Below are 20,831 nucleotides of genomic sequence, written 5' to 3'. Positions count from 1 at the left end.
CGGCGGCGGTGCGGCCGACGGTGTCGAGCGGAGGGAGGGCCCGGTGAAGAACAGGGCCAAGAAGGCCAAGAAGCAGAAACTGATCTACCGGCCGGTCGGCCTGCTCCTCGGGCTGGCCGGGGGCGCGATCGCCAGTGCCGTGTTCACCCGGGCCTGGGCGGCCGTGGGGCGCGGCAGCGACGCCCCGGACGCCCTGGACGAGGACCGCGAATGGCGGGAGATCCTGCTGGCGGCAGCCCTGCAGGGCGCGATCTTCGCCGCGGTGAGGGCGGCGGTGGACCGGGGCGGCGCGGTGGGCGTGCGCCGTATGACCGGCAGCTGGCCGGCCTGAAGCACCCGAGCCGGCCCCGGGCGTCCGACGCCAGGGGCCGGCTCCGTCGTGTGCCGCCCTCGCCGGGCCCGGCGCCGGTCTCGGCTCGCCGAGCCCCCGGCGGGACCGGGTCCGCGACCGCGCCCGCGACCATCCAGGGGGCCTCGCCGGCCGCGTGCGGCGCCACACGCCCGCGCCGGGCCTCGGCGCGGGCGCATGGGCCGGCCACGACGGCCCCCGGGGTTGCGGGGCCCGGCGACGGGGTCAGGGGCGGAAGCGCAGGACCTGCGGGTCGTGGTCGCTGTTCTGGTCGGCGAACTCCGCGTTGATGTGGACGCTGTCGTACGTGAAGCGGCGGATCGAGGGGCTGGTCAGGATCTGGTCCAGCACCTGGCTGTTGCCCTGGTAGACGTACGAGTAGCGCTCGCCGCGCGGCAGCGACGTGACCGCGGCCCGCAGGGCGCCGCCGTCCGTCAGGGCCTTCGTGGTCTCCGAGAACTCGAAGTCGTTGATGTCTCCCAGCACGAGCACGTCGGCGCCCCGCTCCGTCGCGAGGATGTCCTTGACGAACGCGTTGACCGCCTGGGCCTGCTGAAGGCGCTTGGCCTCGGAGGAACGATTCGGCGGCTGGTGGTGCGAGACCAGCGACTCGTCCCCGCCCTTGGAACCGAAGTGGTTCGCGATCACGAAGACCGTACGGCCGCGGAAGGTGAACTCGCCCGCGAGCGGCTTGCGGCTGTTGTCCCAGGCGGTGTTCGCCGGGTCGATCCGGCCGGGGGAGTGGGTCAGGGCCGCCCGGCCCTTCTCCCGTACGACGCCGGTCGCGGTCGTCGCGTCGCCGGCCGCGCGGTCGGTGAACGTCACCCGCGCCGGGTTGAACAGGAAGACCTGGCGGATGTTGCCGCCGGGCTCGCCGCCGTCCTTGTTGTCCACCGGGTCGACGGAACGCCACGCGTAGGACGGGCCGCCGGCCGCCACGATCGCGTCCGTGAACTTCTTCAGCGTCTGGTCGGCGGCGACCGTGCCGTCGTTCCTGGCGCCGTTGTTGTCCTGGATCTCCTCCAGGGCGACGATGTCGGGCGAGGCGAGGTTCTCGACGACGGCCTTCGCGAGCGCGTCGAACTTCTCCTGCGCGTCGGACGGGTCGAGGTTCTCGACGTTGTACGTCGCCACCGCCAGCTCGCCGCGGTGCTGCTTCTCCGTGGTCTCGCGCTCCAGGCCGCGGTCGGCCACGGTGCCGAGGGTACGGGCGGTGAGGGTGTAGCCGCCGAACTGGTTGAAGTCCAGGGGGCCTTCCGTCGTCCCGGTCAGCCAGTCGCCGACGTTCGCCTTGGGGAACGGCTGCTGGGCGATCGGGACGAGCGACTGGATCTGGAGCCGGCCGGTGTTCTGGGCGGTGTACGAGCCGTAGACCGTCCCGCCGCGGCGGTTGTCGTTCTCGTGCGGCTTCACCGTCACCCACAGCTCGGAGTACGGGTCGGTGGCGCCGACCACCCGGGAGGAGCCGATGCGCACGTTCGTCCCCTCCAGCGACTCGTAGAGGTCCAGGGCGTACGCACCGGGCTTGAGGGGGAGCGCGTTGATGGAGCCGCCCGCGGCCGGGTCGCCCGCCGGGGCGTAGGCGGAGGGGACCGAGCGAGCGGAGAGCGTCACCGGCGCGGGAACCGCGTTGCCGGAGGAGACCACGGTGACGGTGGGCTTGGTGATCTGGGTGAGCGACTGGTTGCCGGAGGAGGTGCCGCCGGGGATGTACTCGCCGACGGTGCCCGAGACGGTGACCGCGTCCCCCACGGCGACGGCCGGGGCGGAGCCGGTGTAGACGAAGACGCCCTCGCTGGTGGCCGGGTCGTCGTCGGTCCGCGGGTCCTGGAACCAGAAGCCCTTCGAGCCGTACGTCCGTACGCCGGTGACGATTCCGGGGACATCGGCGACCTGGCGGCCGACGAGCGGGGAGATCCGGGTGGAGCCCTGGACGTCGTGGATGCGGACGGTCCCGGGGGCGGCGTCGGCCGGGGAGTCCGCGGCGGTCGCCGAGGTGCCGGTGAGCAGACCGGCGGTGAGGGCGGCGGCGACGAGGGCCGTGACGGCGGCGGTTCTCGGCAGGGAGGAAGACATCACAGGGCTCCGAGGGTGGGAGACGAGAGTGGTGAGGGGCTGACCGGTGCGCGGATCCGGCGGACGGGTGCGCCCCTGGATCCGTACGTGAATCCGGTGCGTGGACGCGTGAGCGGGCCCGCTCGGGGCCGCACCCATTGGTCTACGCGCGTCAATCTCTTGTGTGAGCAGGGTAGTTGTCAAGGGGTGGCGGATGGTGGACAGCCGTACGGGAGTTGACCGGTACATGAACCGCCGGGGGTGCGGCCAAATGCGTCTACGCTGGGGGCCGCCCGCAACCCCGCGTACGCCCCGAGGAGAGACGCTTGATGTCCCCAGACCGTCCCACCCTGCCGCCGGTGCGGCTGCACCCGGACGCGGAACTGGCGCGGGACGCGCTCGCCGCCCCGCTGCTGGCCCGGGCCGTCGGGCTCGCCCGCTGGGCGGGACCGGAGACCAGGGTCGGAGCCGGTGGCGAGCTGGTCGAGGAGCTGTTGCCGGCCGCCGCCGAGGCTCTGGGGCTCGCGGCCGACGACGACGGGGCGGCCTGCGCCAGTGAGGCGTGGCGGGTCGCCGTCGACACCGGGCTGGTCGTGGTGGAGGACGCCCAGGGCGCGGAGGACGCCGAGGGCGACGTGTACCCGGGGGACGACGACGAGGCCGGTGACGGCACCGTCACGGCCGGGGACAACCTCGCCCTGATCACCGGCGGTACGCCGCAGGACGTGCTGTCGCTGTGGCTGGACGGCCTGGAGACCGTCTTCGCCGACGCCACCACGCCGCTGGTGGACGACCTCGCCGAGCTGGTCGGCGAGAACGGCGAGATCGACTTCGAGGCACTGGACTGGGACCCCGAGGGCGAGGCCGACTTCCTCGAAGGCGTACTGGGCAACCTGTACCTGCTGACGGTCGCCGGGGGCGACCCCGGGGAAGGGCCGGTTCCGCTGCCCGCCCTCGCCGCGTCGATGATCGTGCCCGACGACATGGGCGAACCGACCGACGACATCCTGGAGCAGGTGTCGGAGGCCATGATGCGGCTGGACGACCAGTTCCGGGTGCTGGAGCCGATGGGGCTGGTCGAGTACCACCCCGTCGACGAGGCGCTCATGGTCGAGGAGGGCGAGGAGCCCGTCCCGCCGGTCGACGACGAGGACGTCTCCCGCTACGGCATGGTGAGGCTGACGCCGCTGGGGCTGTACGGCATCCGGGCCCGGATGCTGGAGGCCGGCGTGGACGCGCCCGCCGTCGGCGACCTCGCCGGCAAGGGCGCCGATGTGCTGCTGGACGGGCTGGGGCACTTCCCGGCGCTGTCCGCCCGGGACGAGACGCAGCAGTGGCTGGCCCGCCGCGAGCCGCTGCCCGCGGCGCGCGAGCTGCTCGCGGCGGCGAAGGGCGCCGACGAGGGCTCGCCGCTGCGCCGCCTCCACTGCCAGCAGGCGCTCACGCTGGTCGGCCCCGAGGCGGAGCCCGCGGTGCGCGAGGTGCTGGACGACCCCGAACTGGGCGGACTGGCGCGGGTCTGGCTGGCCGAGCGGGGCGCGGCGGACGTACCCGCCCCGCCGGAGTCGATGATCTTCTGGCTGGCCATCGACACGATCGCGGCGCAGCTCGACTCCGACGGGGACCTGGAGGAGCTCCAGGACCTCGTCGAGGGCCTGACGGGCCAGCACAGCGGCTTCTTCGAGGCCGCGTGGCGGGTCGAGCACCCGGCGACCCCGGAGGTCCTGGAGGCGATGGGCCGCCTGCACCGGGACAAGAAGGCCGCCAAGGAGGCCCGCAAGGCCGCGTTCAAGGCCCGCTCCCGCGCGAGCGCCTGACCGTCGGTACGCGCCCGCCGGGGCCGAGGGTCCCGGCGGGCGCGTACGGGTCCTCCGCTCCCTGCGCGGGCGGAGTGCGGGCGACAGGACGGCGCCCCCGGGCTCAGGTGCGCAGATGACTCGCGCCGTTCAGGTCGAGGACCGCGCCCGAGGACCACTCCGCGGCGGGGGAGGCGAGCCAGAGGACCGCGGCGGCGATCTCCGGGGCCGTGGCCACCCGTCCGAACGGGCTCTGGGCGCGGATCCCCTCGCCCTCCGGGCCGGCCAGCCGGCCGGCGACGCGCTCGGTGTCGAAGAACCCGGGAGCCACCGAGGCCACGGCGATGCCGTACGGGGCCAGGGAGACCGCCAGGGACTGCCCCAGCGCGTGGACCGCGGCCTTCGTCGCGCCGTACGCCGGATGGTCGGGCTCGCCCCGGAAGGCCCCGCGCGAACCGATGTTGACGATGCGTCCGCCGCCGCCCTGGTCGATCATGCGGTGCGCGGCGAGGTGGCTGAGGTTCGCCGTGGCGAGCAGATTGACCGAGACGTGGCGCTGCCAGAGCGCCACCCACTCCTCGTACGGCGTCCCGGGGAGCGGATGACGCTCATTGACGGCCGCGTTGTTGACCAGGACGTCGATGCCGCCCAGTGCTCCGGCCGCCTCGTCCACGACCCGGGCCGCCTCCGCCGGGTCCGTGAGATCGCCGCCCGTCAGCACGTGCCCCCCTCCTTCGAGGGACGCCAGCGTCTCACCCGCCTCGTCGGCACGGGACCCGAAATGGACCGCGACGCGGTCCCCGTTGGCCGCGAACGCCTGGGCCACGGCCCGGCCGAGGCCCCGTGAGGCGCCGCTGACGAGGACGCGACGGCCGGTGGAGGGGAGATTCATGGCAGTGGTCTCTTCCGGTAGTTCTTTGGCGGGCGGCGTTCAGGCGTCGTTCACCCGTGGAGGCGAATGTATGCCCGGGACCGGCCGAGCCAGGGAGACCGTGATGCCGCTCACCCGCAGAGAGTTCACCAGACAGTCCGCCCTCACCGGTGCGGGCATCGCCCTCACCGGCACCGTCGCCGCGCTCGCCACCGCCCCGGGGGCCCTCGCGGTCCAGGAGTCGCGCCACCAGGACGGCGGCTACGGGGACCTCGTCGACGATCCGCGCGGCATGCTCGCGCTGCCCGCCGGATTCTCGTACCGGGTCCTCACCCACAGCGGCGTCACCACGCTGGAGTCGGGCGAGTACACCCCCTCCCACCACGACGGCACCGCCGCCTTCGAGGGGCCGCGAGGCACCACCCTCCTGGTCAACAACCATGAGCTCAAGGGCCCCCGATCCAGGTGGAAGCACCCCGTCCCGCTCACCGGGGGACTCGTCTACGACCCGGCCGCCGCCGGCGGCTGCACCGTCGTCGAGCACCGGGACGGCCGCGCCGCCGAGTGGGTCGGCATCGCCGGGACCTCCACCAACTGCGCGGGCGGGCGCACCCCCTGGGGCACCTGGCTGACCTGCGAGGAGAACTCCGACCGGGCCGGTCAGAACGGCATGACCAAGGACCACGGCTACGTCTTCGAGGTCGACCCCCTCGACCGGCGCGCCAACCGTGATCCCCGGCCCGTCAAGGCGTTCGGCCGGTACGACCACGAGGCGGTCGTCATCGACCCGCGGCGTGGCGACGCCTACCTCACCGAGGATGCCGCGAACCCCAACGGCCTGTTCTACCGGTGGGTGCCGCCGCGCGGCTTCGAGCACGGCAGGGGCAGGCTGCGCACCCTCGCCGACGACGCGGGCACCCTCCAGGCGCCCAGGTGTTCCGACCGGGGCGGCCGGTTCGTCGACGACCTGTCCCGCGCCACCGCGCTCGGCACGGTGTACGGCGTCGACTGGGTGGACGTCCCCGACCGGGACGCGCGGTCCGTCGCGGTGCGCGAGCAGTTCGGCCCGGGCGAGGTCACCCGGGCCCGCAAGCTGGAGGGCATGTGGTGGGCGGACGGCGGCGCGTACATCGTCTCCTCGTACGCCCGTGACGAGAGCCCCGGCACCCCGCACGACGGCCAGGTCTGGTTCTACGACCCCAAGCGCCGCACCCTCACCCTGAAGGTGCTGCTCGGCGTGCACGCGCACCCGTCCGGCCCGTCGGCGGACGGCGCGTTCGACGGGCCCGACAACATCACCGTCTCGCCGTACGGGGGCCTGGTCATCGCCGAGGACGGCGAGGGCGTCCAGCACCTCTTCGGCGCGACGGAGCGGGGGCGCACCTATCCGATCGCCCGCAACGACCTCAACGGCAGCGAGTTCACCGGGGTCGTCTTCTCGCCCGACGGCGGGACGCTCTACGCCAGCATCCAGACGCCCGGCATCCTGCTCGCCATCACCGGCCCCTGGCGCCGCGCCCCGCGGCACTGAGACCGGCGGCGGGGGAGGGGCGGCGGGCCGGGGGCCCGGGGACCGGCCGCGGGACGCGGGGGGCGGCCGGTCCCACGGGGCTCACCCCGGCGCCGGCGGCCACACGCCGGGTGCCAGGACGCCCAGCACGTACGCCCGGGCGACCAGGGCCGCGCGGTTGGGGGCGTCCCAGCGCCGGGACAGCCGGGTGAGGTGGTAGTTGACGCCGTCCACGGTGAGCCCGACCGACCGGGCGATCCGCTCGGTCGTGGCGCCTCCCGCCGCCAGGGCGAGGATCCGCCGTTCGGCCGGGCTCACCTCCTCGGGCGTGCGGCGGGGCGGCTCGCGGTCGCCGAGCACCTTCAGCAGCACCAGCAGCCACAGCGGGGCGTCCGCCGAGTCGCTGACCGTGTCGGCGGTCAGCTCCCCGTACCGCTCCCGGTCGTCCGGCGCCGACCAGTGCACCCGCATCGGGTAGCGGGACCGGTGCCCGAGCCGCACCGCCTCCACGATCCGGTGCACCTGGCCGGCCGAGCTGGGGTGGAACAGCTCCAGGACGTTGCGCCCCGGCAGGCGCCCCGGGCTCGTGCCCCATTCCGTCGCCATCGCCGGGTTGGCCAGCAGCATCACCCCGTCCGTGCGGCACACCGCCGCGGGCACCGGCACCCGGTCGAAGACGAGGAGCGCGCGGTTGCGCCAGTCGACCAGGTCCCCCTTGTCGAGAATGTCCTGGGGTGTGTCCAACGGACCGTCACCTCCGTGCGGTTGCTGTTTGCTCCGGCAAGTCCGGCACGCTGCGGTCCCCTACACAATCATGTAGTGCGGGGGTACGGACGGCCGGGTCGGCGGAGTGACGCTGAGGACATGACCGAGACCCCCACGCTCCCCGGCGCACCCGTCGCCGTCCCTCCTGTCACCGCCGTCCCCCCTGTCACGGCCGGCCCTCTTGTCACGGCCGGCCCTCTTGTCACCGCCGACCGTGCCGGATCCGCCGGTTCCGGCGTCCCCGTCGTCGACATCTCGGCGACCGGCCCCAGTGCCACGCCGGTCCAGCAGGTCATGGAGCTCGTACGCGCCCACGGCCCGGTGCTCCGGCGGCGGCTGCACGGCCGGGAGGCCCTCTTCGTCAGCGACCCGGACCTGGTGGCCGAGCTCTGTGACGAGGACCGGTTCGTCAAGTTCGTCGGCCCGGCCCTGGAGAACGTCCGCGAGTTCGCCCACGACGGACTCTTCACGGCGTACAACGACGAGCCCAACTGGGCCACGGCGCACGAGGTCCTGATGCCGGCCTTCGCGCTCGGCTCCATGCGCGCCTACCACCCGGTGATGCTGGACGTGGCGCGGCGCCTGATCACCTCGTGGGACGCGCACGCCGCGGCCGGCCGGCCCGTCGATGTCCCGGGGGACATGACCCGCATGACCCTCGACACCATCGGGCTGGCCGGATTCGGCTACGACTTCGGATCGTTCGACCGTGACGAGCCGCACCCCTTCGTCGAAGCGATGGTGCGCTGCCTGGAGTGGAGCATGAACCGTCTCGGGCGTGCCCCCGGCAGCGACCACAGCGAGGCCGACGAGGCGTTCCGCGCCGACGCCGCGTATCTCGCCTCCGTCGTCGACGACGTGATCGCCGCCCGCACCGCCACCGGCGGACCGTACGCCACCGACGACCTGCTGGGACTGATGCTGGGCGCCCGCCGTCCGGGCACGTCCGGCGCGGAGGGCGAGGGGAAGGCCGCCGCCCTGGACCACGCCAACATCCGCAACCAGGTCATCACCTTCCTCATCGCCGGTCACGAGACGACCTCCGGCGCCCTGTCCTTCGCCCTGTACTACCTGGCCAAGCACCCCGGCGAGCTGCGGGCCGTCCAGCGCGAGGTGGACGGGGTGTGGGGCGCCGCCGTGGACCCGGAGCCGACGTTCGAGCAGGTGGGCCTGCTCCGCCGGACCCGGCAGGTGCTCAACGAGGCGCTGCGGCTGTGGCCGACGGCCGCGGCGTTCGGCCGCCAGGCCAAGGAGGACACGCTGCTCGGCGGGCGCATCCCGATGCGCGCCGGGGAGTCGGCCGTCGTGCTGGCGCCGATGCTGCACCGTTCGGCCGTCTGGGGCGACAACCCCGAGCTCTTCGACCCCTCCCGGTTCGACCCGGACGCGGAGGCGGCCCGCCCCGTGCACGCCTACAAGCCCTTCGGGACGGGTGAGCGCGCCTGTATCGGGCGGCAGTTCGCCCTGCACGAGGCCACCATGCTGCTGGCGATGCTGGTGCACCGCTACCGGCCGGTCGACCACGCCGGCTACCGGTTGCGGATCAAGGAGTCGCTCACCCTCAAGCCGGACGGCTTCACGCTGACGGTCGTTCCCCGCGAGCGGCGTTCCGCCCCCCGCCCCCCGGCGGTCGCCGAGTCCGAGCCGCGGCCCGCCGGGGGACCCGCGCGGGTACGCGCCGGCACCGGGCTGCTCGTCCTGCACGGCACCAACTACGGCACCTGCCGGGGCTTCGCCGAGGACCTCGCGGCGGTCGCGGGCGCCATCGGCTGTACGACGCAGGTCGCACCGCTCGACGCGTACGCCGACGGCCTCCCCGCCGATCCCGACCGCCCTGTCGTGATCGTCGCGGCCTCCTACAACGGCCGTCCCACCGATGACGCCACCGGGTTCACCACCTGGCTGGACCGGGCGGAGCCGGGCGCCGCCGACGGAGTGCCGTACGCCGTGCTGGGCGTCGGCGACCGCAACTGGGCGGCCACCTACCAGCGTGTGCCGACCCTGGTCGACGGCCGGCTCGCGGAGCTCGGGGGCACCCGGCTCCTCGCGCGGGGGGAGGCCGACGCCTCGGGCGACCTGGGCGGGACGGTACGGGCGTTCGCGGACGCGCTGCGCTCCCGGCTCCTGGAGCGGTACGGGGACCCGGCGAGCGCCGGGGCCGCCGAGCTGCCCGACGGCCCGGCGTACACGGTCACCGAGCTCACGGGCGGCCCGCTGGACGCGCTCGCCGCCCGGCACGACGTGGTGCCCATGACGGTGACCGCGAGCCACCGCCTCACCGGCCCGGCCCATCCGCGCGTGAAGAGGTTCGTCCGGCTGGAGCTGCCGGCCGGCACCGCGTACCGCACGGCCGATCACCTCACCGTGCTCCCGCGCAACGCACCGGACCGGGTCGCACGCGCGCTGCGGCTGCTCGGTGCCGACCCGGACACGGTGCTGAGTATCACCCCGGCCCGCCCGGGACGCGGCACCGTGGTGGCGGACCGCCCGCTGAGCGTGCGGGACCTGCTCACCCACCGGGTCGACCTGGGGCACCGGCCGGGCGCCGAGCAGCTGGCGCGGCTCGCGGACATCAACCCGTGTCCGCCGGAGAAGGCGGCCCTGCGCGAGGCCGAGCCGGGCGCGCGGAGCCTGCTGGACCTGATCGAGGCGCACCCGGCGCTGCGGGAGGCGCTGACCTGGCCGGTGCTGCTGGAGCTGCTGCCCCCGATGCGGACGCGTACGTACTCCGTGTCGTCGTCGCCCGCGCTGCAGCCGGGGCACGTCGATCTGATGGTGTCCGTCAGCCCCGGCGCGCCGGGCACCGGCTCGTCGTACCTGGCCTCGGTCCGGCCCGGCGACACGGTGCTCGCAAGGGTCCGGCCCTGCGGGGAGGCGTTCCGCGTGACGCACGGCCCCCGGCCGCTGATCCTCGTCGCCGCGGGGACCGGCCTCGCGCCCTTCCGGGGAGTCATCGCCGACCGGCGCTCGCTGCTCGCCGCCGGATCCGGTCTGGGCCCGGCCCTGTGCTACTTCGGCTGCGACGCGCCCGACGCCGACTACCTGCACGCCGAGGAGCTGCTGGCCGCCGAGGCCGCGGGGGCCGTCTCCATGCGGCCGGCGTTCAGCGAGGCCCCGGTCGCCGGGCACCGCTTCGTCCAGCACCGCATCGCCGCCGAGTCCGCGGAGCTGTGGCCGCTCCTCCAGGCGGGCGCCGAGGTGTACGTGTGCGGCGACGGTGCCCGGATGGCGCCCGGGGTCCGCGACGCCTTCCGGGCCATGTACGTCCGGCACACGCCCGGCGCCGACGACGGGGCGGCCCGGGCCTGGCTGGACCGTCTCGTCGCCGAGGGCCGGTACACCGAGGACGTCTACGCCGCCTGACGGGGACGGACGGGCCGCCCGGGCCCCGGCAGGATCGGCGGGACACCCCCTGCTAGAGGGCCTGGGCGGCCGGCTTGACCATGCCGCGGACGGTGCGGGACTTCACGAACTCGCCCATCGCGGTCATCTCCCACTCGCCGGAGAACTGCTTGATCAGCTTGGCCATCATCACGCCGGTCTGCGGCTCGGAGTCGGTGAGCTCGAAGCGGACCAGCTCCTCGCCCGTGGCGGCGTCCAGCAGCCGGCAGTACGCCTTGGCCACCTCGCTGAACTTCTGCCCGGAGAAGGAGTTGACCGTGAAGACCAGGCCCGTCGCGTCGGCGGGCAGCCGGCCCAGGTCGACCACGATGACCTCGTCGTCGCCCGCGCCCTCACCCGTCAGGTTGTCCCCGGAGTGCTTGACCGCGCCGTTCAGGATGGTCAGCTTGCCGAAGTAGCAGCTGTCCAGGTGGTTGCGCCGGGGACCGTACGCGATCACCGAGGCGTCCAGGTCGATGTCCTTGCCGCGGAACGCGGGCTCCCAGCCGAGCCCCATCTTGACCTGGGAGAGCAGCGGCCGGCCGCCCTTGACCAGGGAGACGGTCTGGTTCTTCTGGAGGCTGACCCGGCCCTTGTCCAGGTTGATCTTCCCGGACGCCGGGGGCGCGGGCGGGGCGGCCGGCGCCGGGGGAGCGGCGACGCGCGGGTCCACCGGAGCGGCGGCCGGGGGAGCGGCGGCGGCGGGGGCGGGCGTCGGCGCGGGGGCGGCGGCGGGCTCCTCCTCCACCGAGACGCCGAAGTCGGTGGCGATGCCCGCCAGGCCGTCGGCGTACCCCTGGCCGACCGCTCGGGCCTTCCAGGCGCCGCCGCGCCGGTAGACCTCCACGACGACCAGCGCCGTCTCGGTGCCGAGCCGCGGCGGGGTGAAGGTGGCGAGAGCGCTGCCGCTGTCGGCGTCACGGATGGTCGCGGTCGGCTCGATGCCCTGGAAGGTCTGCCCCGCGGCGTCCGGGCTGGCGGTGACGACGATCTTCTCGATCCCGGGCGGGACGGCGGCGGTGTCCACGACGATCGCGTCGGGGGCGCTGCCGCCGCCGGACCGGTAGGTGACACCGGGTCCCGACGGCTGGTTGTAGAAGATGAAGTCGTCGTCGGAGCGCACCTTGCCGTCGGCGGTGAGCAGCAGGCCCGATACGTCGAGCCGCACGGGGGCCGCGACGTCCACCGTCACGCGCGTGGCGGAGAGAGGGATGTTCGAGCCGGGGGTCATAGCTGTCATGCCTGGGGTAACGAGCGGACTCGCTTTGCCGTTCCCTTACCTGCCCCGATTGCGGTTGCGCGGGTGGTCACGGGCCGTGCGCTCGTTGCCGTGCCGGTACGCGCCGGTCCACCGGGCCATCACCAGCTGGGCGTCGCCGGCCGTCACCTCGGTGAGGAACCGGCGGGCGCGCCCGCCGCGCAGCGTCCCCGCCGGGCGGCCCTGATGGACGATCACGACGGTGCCGTCGGCGTGCTCGGTCCAGTGGAATCCGTGAGGTCGTGGCATGCCGGGCATCCTCCCGGCTGTCGGTCATGCCGGTCACGCGAATATTCTCCGTGCGTGGACGGTGCAAGCACATTCCGGACCGGAGACGTGGACGAGGCGCGCCAGGAGATCGGCGCGCGGTACTACGCGAATTTCATCGACGTGCTGACGGAGGATCGGCCCTTCGCGGCGCGGCTCGACACGGTCCGGGTCGGGCCGTTGACGATAGGGGACCTCAGCTGCGGCACGGACGTGCGGATGCGCTTCGGCGAACTGGGCGCCTACCACATCGACGCGCCCCTGTCGGGAGGCGTGGACTGGCGGCAGGGCCGGCGGCCGGCGGCCCGGGCGACCACCGACCTGGCCGCGGTGTTCGACCCGGTGGGGGACACGGCCCTGGACCGGTGGGGCGGCGACTGCCGGCTGCTGGCGGTGAAGATCGAGCGGGACGCGGTGCGGCGCCGGCTGGAGGAGCTGCTGGGCCGGTCCGTGAACGGGGCGCTGACCTTCGGTTCCGGGATGGACATCAGCCGTGGACCGGGCCGGGACTGGGTCGGGCTCGCGCGGTGGGTGGCCGGGCAGGCGAGGTCCGGCGGGTCGTCCCTGCTCCATCCGCTGGTGCTCGGGCCGCTCCAGGACGCCCTGCTGACCGGGCTCCTGCTCGCGCTGGAGCATCCCTACCGGGACGAGCTGGAGCAGCCGGGGCAGCCGATGCGGCCCGGCCCGGTGAAGCGGGTGATGGACGCCGTCCAGGAGCGGCCCGAGCACCCGTTCACGACGACGGAGCTGGCCGCGCTGGGCCGGGTGAGCGTGCGACGGCTCCAGGAGTCGTTCCGGGAGTACGTCGGTACGTCGCCGATGGCCTATGTGCGCGACATACGGCTGGCGCGGGTGCACCAGGAGCTGCGGGACGCCGAGCCGGGCACGGTCTCGGTGAGCGAGGCGGCGTGGCGCTGGGGCTTCAGCCATCTGGGGCGCTTCGCGGCGCAGTACAAGGGACGGTTCGGCGAGTCGCCGTCGCAGACCCTCAGGACCGGGCGCGCGGGCCGGCGGACGGGGTGAGGACCGCTCGGGACGGCGGGTGCGACGTGGTCCCGGCACCCGGAGCCGACTGTGGTGGTGCCGTGGGGCTGGAGTGAAAGCTGTGGCCAGTGGGGCTGGAGAGGCGGGCGCGCTATCCGGACAGTGATCGCGCGCGGCGGATCGATGATCCACAACCGGGCGCCTACCGTGGAGGTGTCGCGGGCGCCCTCGGCGGCTCCGCTGTGCCGGATGTCCGTGCCGGTGGATTCACAGCGCCCGCGCGACAGGGGCCCGGCCGGGCTCCCCCCGTAGGCTCGGCCGGCCCCGTGTCGTCTTTCGGCCCCCGTCGTTCCCCGGACGGTCGCCGCACGCGTCAGTGCGGCCACCGCGGCGGGTTCGTGGTGAAGTGGCCGCCCAGGTGCGCGTGGTCGGGGTTCGCGTCGTCCAGTTCGCCCTGTTCGGCGACGAGCCTCTCGGCGTACTGCTCGGAGTCGTCCCGCGGCGTGTAGCCCAGGGCGCGGGCGGAGGACAGGTCCCACCACAGCCGGGTGTTGGCCGACGAGCCGTAGACCACGGTGTGCCCGACGTCCGGGGCGGTGAGGGCCGCGTGGAAGAGCCGGGCGCCGTCCCCGGGGCTCATCCAGACGGAGAGCATGCGCACCGAGGTGGGCTCCGTGAAGCAGGAGCCGATCCGCACGGACACGGTCTCCAGTCCGTGCAGGTCCCAGTACAGCTGGGCCAGGTCCTCGCCGAAGCACTTCGACAGCCCGTAGAAGGTGTCGGGGCGCCGGGGCGTCTCCACCGGGATCAGCGGGTCCCCCTCGCGCGGGCGCGGGGTGAAGCCGACGGCGTGGTTGCTGGAGGCGAAGACGATCCGGCCGACGCCCTCCTCGCGGGCCGCCTCGTACAGGTTGTACGTCCCCTCGATGTTGGCCCGCAGGATCTTCTCGAAGGGGGCTTCCAGGGAGATGCCCGCGAGGTGGATGATCGCGTCGACGCCCCGGACGGCCTCCCGCAGCGCTTCCCCGTCGGCGAGGTCGGCGGTGATCGCGTCCGGCTCCCCCTCGATCGGCACCACGTCGAGCAGGCGGAGCCGGTATCCGTACGCGGGCAGCAGCCCCCGCATGAGAGTGCCGAGGCCTCCGGCGGCGCCGGTGAGCAGGACGGTACGGGCAGCGGGCATGGGCTCGTTCTCCTTGAGATGACGCGGTGACTCAGGTACGTAGACCGAATTCACATGCGTGGACACGCTAGAGAGTGGCCCGGGGGGCGTCAAGTGTCGCGCGGAAGCGGTCGGCTCCGCCTCCGGGTCGCGGTTTCCAGCCTTGACCACCGGGCCGGAGCTGGCCTAGCGTGGCAGCGTTCAGAAATGTAGACACTGATCAGAAACGTGCACGATGATCTCGCCCAGGGAGCGCTCGTGACCTCAGCCCCGCTCGCCGGCCGACTCGACGGCCTGCTGTTCTTCCCCGTCACCGCGTACGGACCCGACGGCGCGCTCGACCTCGACGTCTTCCGCGCCCATGTGCGCGCCGGGGTCGAGGCCGGAGCCGCCGCGGTGTTCGCCTGCTGCGGCACGGGCGAGTTCCACGCCCTGACCCCCGAGGAGTTCCGGACCTGCGTCGCCGCCGCGGTCGAGGAGACCGCCGGACGCGTGCCGGTGGTGGCGGGTGCCGGCTACGGCACGGCGCTCGCCGTCGAGTACGCCCGGCTCGCCGAGGACGCGGGCGCCGACGGGCTGCTCGCCATGCCGCCCTACCTCGTCGTCGCGGACCAGGAGGGGCTGCGTCGCCACTACACCGCGCTGGCCGGCGCCACGGGCCTCGACGTCATCGTCTACCAGCGCGACAACGCGATCCTCACCCCCGAGACGGTCGTCGAACTCGCCCGCGTCGACGGCATCATCGGCCTCAAGGACGGCCACGGCGACCTCGGCCTGATGCAGCGGATCGTCAGCGCCGTCCGGGACGAGGGCCTCGACCTGCTGTACTTCAACGGCCTGCCGACCGCCGAACTCACCGGCCTCGCCTACCGCGGCATCGGCGTCACGCTGTACTCGTCCGCCGTCTTCTGCTTCGCCCCCGATATCGCCCTCGCCTTCCACAAGGCGCTGAACGGCGGCGACGACGACACGGTCAACCGGCTCATCGACGGCTTCTACCGGCCGCTGGTGGAGCTGCGCGCCCAGGGCCGCGGCTACGCCGTCTCGCTCGTCAAGGCCGCGGTCCGGATGGGCGGTCTCGACGTCGGGGAGGTCCGCCCCCCGCTGAGCGAGCCCGCCCCGGCCCATCTCCAGGAGCTCGCCCGGATCATCGAGCGGGGCCGCGCCCTGCTCATCGACGACTCCGTCCGGTCCCCGGACCGCGAGGAGGGCGGGGCGTGAAGACCTCGGCCTTCGTCTACCCCTGGGACGTCATCGGCGACCCCGGCGCGGCCGAGCGCATCGCCGGGCTCGGCGTCCAGCAGGTCACCCTGGCCTCCGCGTACCACTCCACGCGCGCGCTGACCCCCCGTCACCCGCGCCACCGCCTCGTCACCGCCGAGTACGCCGCCGTGCTCTACCCGCCGGACCCGGCGCGCTGGGCCGGGCGCGCCCTCGCGCCGTACACGGCGGGCGACTGGGCCCCGGACGACGCCTACGGCAGGGCCGCCGAGGCTCTGGAGGCGGCCGGACTGGAGGTGCACAGCTGGGTCGTCCTCGCCCACAACTCCCGCCTCGGCGCGGAGCACCCCGGCACCTCCGTGGTCAACGCCTACGGCGACCGCTACCCCTGGGCGCCCTGCATCGCCCAGGACGCCGTGCGGGCCTATCTGGTGGAGCTGGCCGCGGAGGCCGCCGTACGGCCCGGGGCGAGCGGCACCGAACTGGAGTCCTGCGGCTGGTACGGCATGGCCCATCTGCACGCCCACGACAAGATCGGGGGCGTCGCCCTCGGGGACGCCGCGCAGTACCTCATGTCGCTGTGCTTCTGCCCCGCCTGCCGCGAGGGGTACGCCGGACAGGGCCTGGACCCCGACACGACGGCGGCCGCCGTGCGCCGCGCCCTGGAGCCCGTCTGGGCGGGCGGCGACGCGTCCGGCTCCGGCCTGCCCGCCGTCGAGCGGCTGATCGGGGCCGGCCTCGCGGCGGCCACCCTCGCCTGGCGCGTCCAGGCCGCCCGGACGCTCCAGGAAGCGGCTGTCGCAGCGGTGCGGGCGGCCGCCCGCGGGGTCTCGGCCGACGAGGAGGCCCGGCCGTTCCAGGTGCTGCTGCACGCCGACCCCGCCCCCCACCGCGGCGGCGCCAACGTCGGGGTGGACCCCGCGCACATCCTCTCCCTGGCCGACGGGGTCGTCGTGCCCTGCACGGGCGGCGGCGCGGACACGGTGCTCCCGCCGTTCGCGGAGCACGCGGGGCCGGACAGCGTGCTGGCGGCGAACCTCACCGTGGTGACCGGCATGGGCGGCGCGCCGGCCCGGCTCGCCGAGGACGCGGCCCGCGCGGCCGCCCTGGGCGCCACCGAACTGCGCCTGTACCACGCGGGCCTGGCCTCCGGCCCGGACCTGGCCGCGGTCACCGAGGCGCTGGCCGCCCTGCGCCGGACGGACGGGGCCCCGGCGCCGGGGCGGTGACGGGGCGGGCGTCGGCGTGCCGGTCGGCACGCACGGCGGCCCGGCCCCGATCAGGCCGCTCGCGGCCGGTGCCACCCCGCCGTACGGCGGGTTCCGGGCCCCGCCGCGACGGCGTACGGGGAGACGCCGGCCGCCCCGGAGGCACGCTCCGGCATCCGCCCCGGAAGCGGTGATCCACCCGCCGGGCCCACGACCACCGGGCGCGCGCCCCGCACCGCCCGCGGGACCCCCGGGCAGGCGCACGCGCCCGCACACGGTGCCGGCCGCCGTGCCGTCACCGTCCCGTCGGCGCCGCCGCGCCGTCACCGCCCGTCCGGCGCCGGCGGCCGCGGTGAGGGCGAGCCCCGCAGAGGCCGCGCGCCTCCGCGCGCCCTGCGTGGAACCCCCCTTGCCGGCGGCTTTCTCGCACTCCTCCTCCCGTACGGGCGCGGCCAGGGCGCCCGCCCGCCGCCAGGGCGCACGCCGCGGCGCCGAGCGGCCCCACGGGCGCCGCCGCGAAGAGGATCGCGGTACGGACCGGGCGGTTTCCGTATCCGAACGACCTTGTTCTGTCAGAAGCGTTGACGAATGCGGGGCGTCGCTCTAGCTTCATCGCGTCGTACTTCGTACGTCATATATGAGACGCGATATGCGAGATATGAGAGCCGCCGTATGGCCTTCGCCGCCCCCACCCCGATTCCCTCCCGCACCCAGTACGTCCTGGAGGCGATCAAGCACGCCATCCTCACCGGCCGGTTCAGCCCCGGAAAGGCGCTGGTCGAGACCGAACTGGCGGCCCACTTCGGGGTGTCGAAGACGCCCGTGCGGGAGGCCCTGAAGACCCTCGCCGGAACCGGGCTCGTCGTCATGAGCCAGTACAAGGGCGCCACCGTGCGCACGGTCGACGCCGCCATGGCGCGCGAGGTCTACGACGTGCGGCTGCTGCTCGAACCGGAGGCGCTGCGCCGCACCATCACCCGCCGCGCGTCCCTGGAGGCCGCGGGGCAGGCCCTGGCCGACGCCGACGGCGCGGCCGACCAGGCCGAACGCTCCCTGGCCAACCGGGAGTTCCACCGCGCGCTCTATCTGCCCTGCGGCAACCCGCTGCTCGCCCGGATGCTCGACGAGGTGCGCGACCAGGCCGCCCTGGTGTCGACCGTCGCCTGGAGCGCCGACCCCTCCTGGCGCCGCGAGGCCGATGAGCACCGGCGCATTCTCGGGCTCGCTCAGGCCGGCGACGCCGACGGCGCCGCGCGGGCCCTGCACGACCACATCGCCTCGTTCCTCCACCGGGCCTTCCCCGACGGGGTGCCGGACGACGGCACGGCGATCCCGGACCACCTGTGACCGAGCCAGAGAAGGGCCAAGCACGCATGGACCACTCCTCGTTGAGGGCGGCGCTCGCGGACGTCGTCGCGATCCCCGTGACACCGTTCGACGCCGACGGCGGCGTCGACCGTGACACGTATCGCTCTCTGCTGCGCAGGCTGCTCGACGGCGGCGTACGGGCCGTGACCCCGAACGGCAACACCGGCGAGTTCTACAGCCTCACCCCCGACGAGCGGTACCTGGTCACCGAACTGACCCTGGAGGAGGCCGGCGACCGGGCCGCCGTCCTCGTCGGCGTCGGCCACGACCTCCCCACCGCGACCGCCGCCGCCCGGCACGCCCGTGACGCCGGCGCCGGCATGGTCATGGTCCACCAGCCCGTCCACCCGTACGTCTCACGCGACGGCTGGATCGACTACCACCGGGAGATCGCCGACGCCGTCCCCGAACTGGGCGTCGTCCCCTACATCCGCAACCCGCTGCTGGGCGGCGACACCATCGCCCGCCTCGGCGAGCTGTGCCCCAACGTCATCGGCGTCAAATACGCCGTGCCCGACGCGGCCCGCTTCGGCGCCGTCGCCCGGGACGCCGGCCTCGGCCGGTTCGTCTGGATCGCCGGCCTCGCCGAGCTGTACGCGCCCTCCTACTGGGCGATGGGCGCCACCGGCTTCACCTCCGGCCTGGTCAACGTCGCACCGGCGCTCTCCGTCGCCCTGCTGGACGCGCTGCGCGCCGGGGACCGATCGGCCGCGCTGGAGATCTGGGAGCGGATCCGCCCCTTCGAGGACCTGCGCGCCGCCGACCAGTCCGCCAACAACGTCACCGTCGTCAAGGAGGCGCTGGCGGCGCTGGGGCTGTGCCGCCGCGACGTCCGCCCGCCGAGCCGCCCGCTGCCGGAGCCGAACCGCGCCGAGGTGGCCGGCATGGTCAAGGGCTGGGGCATATGAGCACCGGACAGCGACCGCTGCGCAGCCACCAGTGGTACGGCACGGACGGGCTGCGCTCCTTCAGTCACCGCGCCCGCACCCGCCAGCTCGGCTACCTCCCCGAGGAGCACCTGGGCAAGCCGGTCATCGCGATCCTCAACACCTGGTCCGACATCAACCCCTGCCACGTCCACCTACGCGACCGCGCCCAGGCCGTGAAGCGGGGCGTGTGGCAGGCCGGGGGCTTCCCGCTCGAATTCCCGGTCTCCACGCTCTCCGAGACCTTCCAGAAACCCACTCCCATGCTCTACCGCAACCTGCTGGCGATGGAGACCGAGGAGCTGCTGCGCTCCTACCCCGTCGACGGCGCGGTGCTCATGGGCGGCTGCGACAAGTCCACCCCCGCGCTGCTGATGGGCGCGGCCTCCGTCGACCTGCCCGCCGTCTTCGTACCGGCCGGACCGATGCTGCCGGGTCACTGGCGCGACGAGGTCCTCGGCTCGGGCACCGACATGTGGAAGTACTGGGACGACAAGCGCGCCGGGCTCATCGGTGACCGCGAGCTGGCCGAGCTGGAGAACGGCCTGGCCCGCTCGCCCGGCCACTGCATGACCATGGGGACGGCCTCCACGCTGACCGCCGCCGCCGAGGCGCTGGGCGTCACCGTGCCGGGCGCCTCCTCCATCCCGGCCGTCGACTCGGGGCACGACCGGATGGCGGCCGCCTCCGGCATGCGGATCGTCGAGCTGGTGCGCCAGGACCTCACCCTGTCGAAGATCCTCACCCGGGAGGCGTACGAGGACGCCGTCACCACCGTCCTCGGGCTGGGCGGCTCCACCAACGCCGTGATCCACCTGATCGCCATGGCGGGCCGTTCCGGCGTCCGGCTCACCCTGGACGACTTCGACCGCATCGCCAGGACGGTGCCGGTGCTGGCGAACCTGCGCCCCGGCGGGCGGTACCTGATGGAGGACTTCCACTTCGCCGGCGGCCTGCCCGGATTCCTCTCCCGGATCACGGACCTGCTGCACCTGGACCGGCCGACCGTCGCACACGCCACGATGCGGGAGCAGCTGGCCGGCGCCCGGGTGCACAACGCCGACGTCATCCGCGACCGCGACGAACCGCTCGCCGACGAGGGCGGCGTGGCCGTCCTGCGCGGCAACCTCTGCCCGGACGGCGCGGTCATCAAGCACATCGCCGCCGAGCCGCATCTGCTCGAACACACCGGCCCGGCCGTCGTCTTCGACGACTACCGGACCATGCAGCGGACCATCAACGACCCCGCGCTCGGCATCACCGCCGACCACGTCCTGGTGCTGCGCAACGCCGGCCCCAAGGGCGGCCCGGGCATGCCGGAGTACGGGATGCTGCCGATCCCCGACCACCTGCTGAAGCAGGGCGTACGGGACATGGTGCGGATCTCCGACGCCCGGATGAGCGGTACGAGTTACGGCACCTGTGTGCTGCACATCGCGCCCGAGTCGTACGTCGGCGGCCCTCTGGCCCTCGTCCGCACGGGCGACCTCATCACCCTCGACGTCCGGGCACGCGTCCTGCGGCTGGAAGTGGGCGACGAGGAGCTGGAGCTGCGCAGGGCCCGGTGGACCCCGCCGCCCGCACGGTACGGGCGCGGCTACGGCGCGCTCTACAACGAACAGATCACCCAGGCCGACACCGGCTGCGACTTCGAGTTCCTGGCCAGGACCGGCGAGGTCCCCGAGCCCTACGCGGGCTGAACCGCCCTTC

16 protein-coding genes are annotated in these 20,831 nt (G+C 74.2%); 10 read left to right on the top strand and 6 right to left on the bottom strand.

What is annotated here, in order from left to right:
- The first annotated feature begins 43 nt into the window (after window positions 1-43).
- Complete coding sequence (locus PUR26_RS20950; protein WP_329873975.1) at window positions 44-331, top strand: DUF4235 domain-containing protein; 288 nt, start codon at window positions 44-46, stop codon at window positions 329-331.
- 243 nt (window positions 332-574) lie between these two features.
- Here PUR26_RS20950 and PUR26_RS20945 read toward each other — a convergent pair whose 3' ends face one another.
- Complete coding sequence (locus PUR26_RS20945) at window positions 575-2,425, bottom strand: endonuclease/exonuclease/phosphatase family protein (RefSeq protein ID WP_329873974.1); 1,851 nt, start codon at window positions 2,423-2,425, stop codon at window positions 575-577.
- Between the two features lie 308 nt (window positions 2,426-2,733).
- On the opposite strand from PUR26_RS20945, the gene PUR26_RS20940 reads away from it, so the two are divergent.
- Complete coding sequence (locus PUR26_RS20940; RefSeq protein WP_329873973.1) at window positions 2,734-4,221, top strand: hypothetical protein; 1,488 nt, start codon at window positions 2,734-2,736, stop codon at window positions 4,219-4,221.
- Between the two features lie 103 nt (window positions 4,222-4,324).
- Here the strand turns inward: PUR26_RS20940 and PUR26_RS20935 are convergent, their stop codons facing one another.
- A complete protein-coding gene (locus tag PUR26_RS20935; RefSeq protein WP_329873972.1) occupies window positions 4,325-5,092 on the bottom strand; it encodes an SDR family NAD(P)-dependent oxidoreductase in 768 nt (255 codons plus the stop codon).
- A gap of 103 nt (window positions 5,093-5,195) precedes the next feature.
- Between PUR26_RS20935 and PUR26_RS20930 the strand changes: the two genes are divergently transcribed.
- Window positions 5,196-6,602 (top strand): alkaline phosphatase PhoX, encoded by a 1,407-nt coding sequence (locus tag PUR26_RS20930; protein WP_329873971.1) that lies wholly within the window; start codon window positions 5,196-5,198, stop codon window positions 6,600-6,602.
- Between the two features lie 81 nt (window positions 6,603-6,683).
- On the opposite strand, the gene PUR26_RS20925 is transcribed toward PUR26_RS20930, so the two are convergent.
- The gene (locus PUR26_RS20925) at window positions 6,684-7,325 is read right to left on the bottom strand and encodes a helix-turn-helix transcriptional regulator (RefSeq protein WP_329873970.1); all 642 of its coding nucleotides are present in this window, start codon (window positions 7,323-7,325) and stop codon (window positions 6,684-6,686) included.
- 120 nt (window positions 7,326-7,445) lie between these two features.
- Between PUR26_RS20925 and PUR26_RS20920 the strand changes: the two genes are divergently transcribed.
- The gene (locus tag PUR26_RS20920) at window positions 7,446-10,709 is read left to right on the top strand and encodes a cytochrome P450 (protein WP_329873969.1); all 3,264 of its coding nucleotides are present in this window, start codon (window positions 7,446-7,448) and stop codon (window positions 10,707-10,709) included.
- A 52-nt stretch (window positions 10,710-10,761) separates the two neighbouring features.
- Here PUR26_RS20920 and PUR26_RS20915 read toward each other — a convergent pair whose 3' ends face one another.
- Both PUR26_RS20915 and PUR26_RS20910 read right to left on the bottom strand, forming a co-directional pair.
- Window positions 10,762-11,967 carry a TerD family protein gene (locus PUR26_RS20915; RefSeq protein WP_329873968.1) on the bottom strand — a complete coding sequence of 402 codons (1,206 nt, stop codon included), beginning with the start codon at window positions 11,965-11,967 and terminating at the stop codon, window positions 10,762-10,764.
- Between the two features lie 36 nt (window positions 11,968-12,003).
- Window positions 12,004-12,234 (bottom strand): hypothetical protein, encoded by a 231-nt coding sequence (locus PUR26_RS20910; protein ID WP_329873967.1) that lies wholly within the window; start codon window positions 12,232-12,234, stop codon window positions 12,004-12,006.
- Between the two features lie 54 nt (window positions 12,235-12,288).
- Here PUR26_RS20910 and PUR26_RS20905 point away from each other — a divergent pair, with 54 nt between their 5' ends.
- A complete protein-coding gene (locus PUR26_RS20905; protein WP_329873966.1) occupies window positions 12,289-13,275 on the top strand; it encodes an AraC family transcriptional regulator in 987 nt (328 codons plus the stop codon).
- Between the two features lie 334 nt (window positions 13,276-13,609).
- Here PUR26_RS20905 and PUR26_RS20900 read toward each other — a convergent pair whose 3' ends face one another.
- On the bottom strand, window positions 13,610-14,419 hold the full coding sequence (locus PUR26_RS20900; protein ID WP_329873965.1) for an NAD-dependent epimerase/dehydratase family protein: 810 nt from the start codon (window positions 14,417-14,419) through the stop codon (window positions 13,610-13,612).
- A gap of 237 nt (window positions 14,420-14,656) precedes the next feature.
- Here PUR26_RS20900 and PUR26_RS20895 point away from each other — a divergent pair, with 237 nt between their 5' ends.
- The 5 genes from PUR26_RS20895 (at window position 14,657) to araD (ending at window position 20,821) form a co-directional block, all read left to right on the top strand.
- Window positions 14,657-15,619, top strand: coding sequence for a 5-dehydro-4-deoxyglucarate dehydratase (locus PUR26_RS20895; RefSeq protein WP_329873964.1), 963 nt, complete (start codon window positions 14,657-14,659; stop codon window positions 15,617-15,619).
- Complete coding sequence (locus PUR26_RS20890) at window positions 15,616-16,848, top strand: hypothetical protein (RefSeq protein WP_329873963.1); 1,233 nt, start codon at window positions 15,616-15,618, stop codon at window positions 16,846-16,848. The genes PUR26_RS20895 and PUR26_RS20890 overlap by 4 nt, the downstream gene beginning before the upstream one ends.
- A 651-nt stretch (window positions 16,849-17,499) precedes the next feature.
- Window positions 17,500-18,174 (top strand): GntR family transcriptional regulator, encoded by a 675-nt coding sequence (locus PUR26_RS20885; RefSeq protein ID WP_329873962.1) that lies wholly within the window; start codon window positions 17,500-17,502, stop codon window positions 18,172-18,174.
- A gap of 26 nt (window positions 18,175-18,200) precedes the next feature.
- Entirely contained in the window at window positions 18,201-19,103 is a 903-nt protein-coding gene (locus PUR26_RS20880) for a dihydrodipicolinate synthase family protein (protein ID WP_329874278.1), read from the top strand.
- On the top strand, window positions 19,100-20,821 hold the full coding sequence (araD, locus tag PUR26_RS20875) for an L-arabinonate dehydratase (RefSeq protein ID WP_329873961.1): 1,722 nt from the start codon (window positions 19,100-19,102) through the stop codon (window positions 20,819-20,821). Before PUR26_RS20880 ends, araD begins: the two co-directional genes overlap by 4 nt.
- Window positions 20,822-20,831: the final 10 nt, after the last annotated feature.

It is taken from the genome of Streptomyces sp. SP18CS02 (genome assembly GCF_036322365.1).
Taxonomy (GTDB): Bacteria; Actinomycetota; Actinomycetes; order Streptomycetales; family Streptomycetaceae; genus Streptomyces.
The sequence above is the reverse complement of the archived record's forward strand: the minus strand, read 5'-3'. Positions and strand labels throughout refer to the sequence as shown.

Coding starts and splice junctions, on each gene's coding strand:
- PUR26_RS20945 (WP_329873974.1), bottom strand. CDS start 2,425: ATGTCTTCCTCCCTGCCGAGAACCGCCGCCGTCACGGCCCTCGTCGCC.
- PUR26_RS20940 (WP_329873973.1), top strand. CDS start 2,734: ATGTCCCCAGACCGTCCCACCCTGCCGCCGGTGCGGCTGCACCCGGAC.
- PUR26_RS20935 (WP_329873972.1), bottom strand. CDS start 5,092: ATGAATCTCCCCTCCACCGGCCGTCGCGTCCTCGTCAGCGGCGCCTCA.
- PUR26_RS20930 (WP_329873971.1), top strand. CDS start 5,196: ATGCCGCTCACCCGCAGAGAGTTCACCAGACAGTCCGCCCTCACCGGT.
- PUR26_RS20920 (WP_329873969.1), top strand. CDS start 7,446: ATGACCGAGACCCCCACGCTCCCCGGCGCACCCGTCGCCGTCCCTCCT.
- PUR26_RS20915 (WP_329873968.1), bottom strand. CDS start 11,967: ATGACAGCTATGACCCCCGGCTCGAACATCCCTCTCTCCGCCACGCGC.
- PUR26_RS20910 (WP_329873967.1), bottom strand. CDS start 12,234: ATGCCACGACCTCACGGATTCCACTGGACCGAGCACGCCGACGGCACC.
- PUR26_RS20900 (WP_329873965.1), bottom strand. CDS start 14,419: ATGCCCGCTGCCCGTACCGTCCTGCTCACCGGCGCCGCCGGAGGCCTC.
- PUR26_RS20885 (WP_329873962.1), top strand. CDS start 17,500: ATGGCCTTCGCCGCCCCCACCCCGATTCCCTCCCGCACCCAGTACGTC.
- PUR26_RS20880 (WP_329874278.1), top strand. CDS start 18,201: ATGGACCACTCCTCGTTGAGGGCGGCGCTCGCGGACGTCGTCGCGATC.
- araD (WP_329873961.1), top strand. CDS start 19,100: ATGAGCACCGGACAGCGACCGCTGCGCAGCCACCAGTGGTACGGCACG.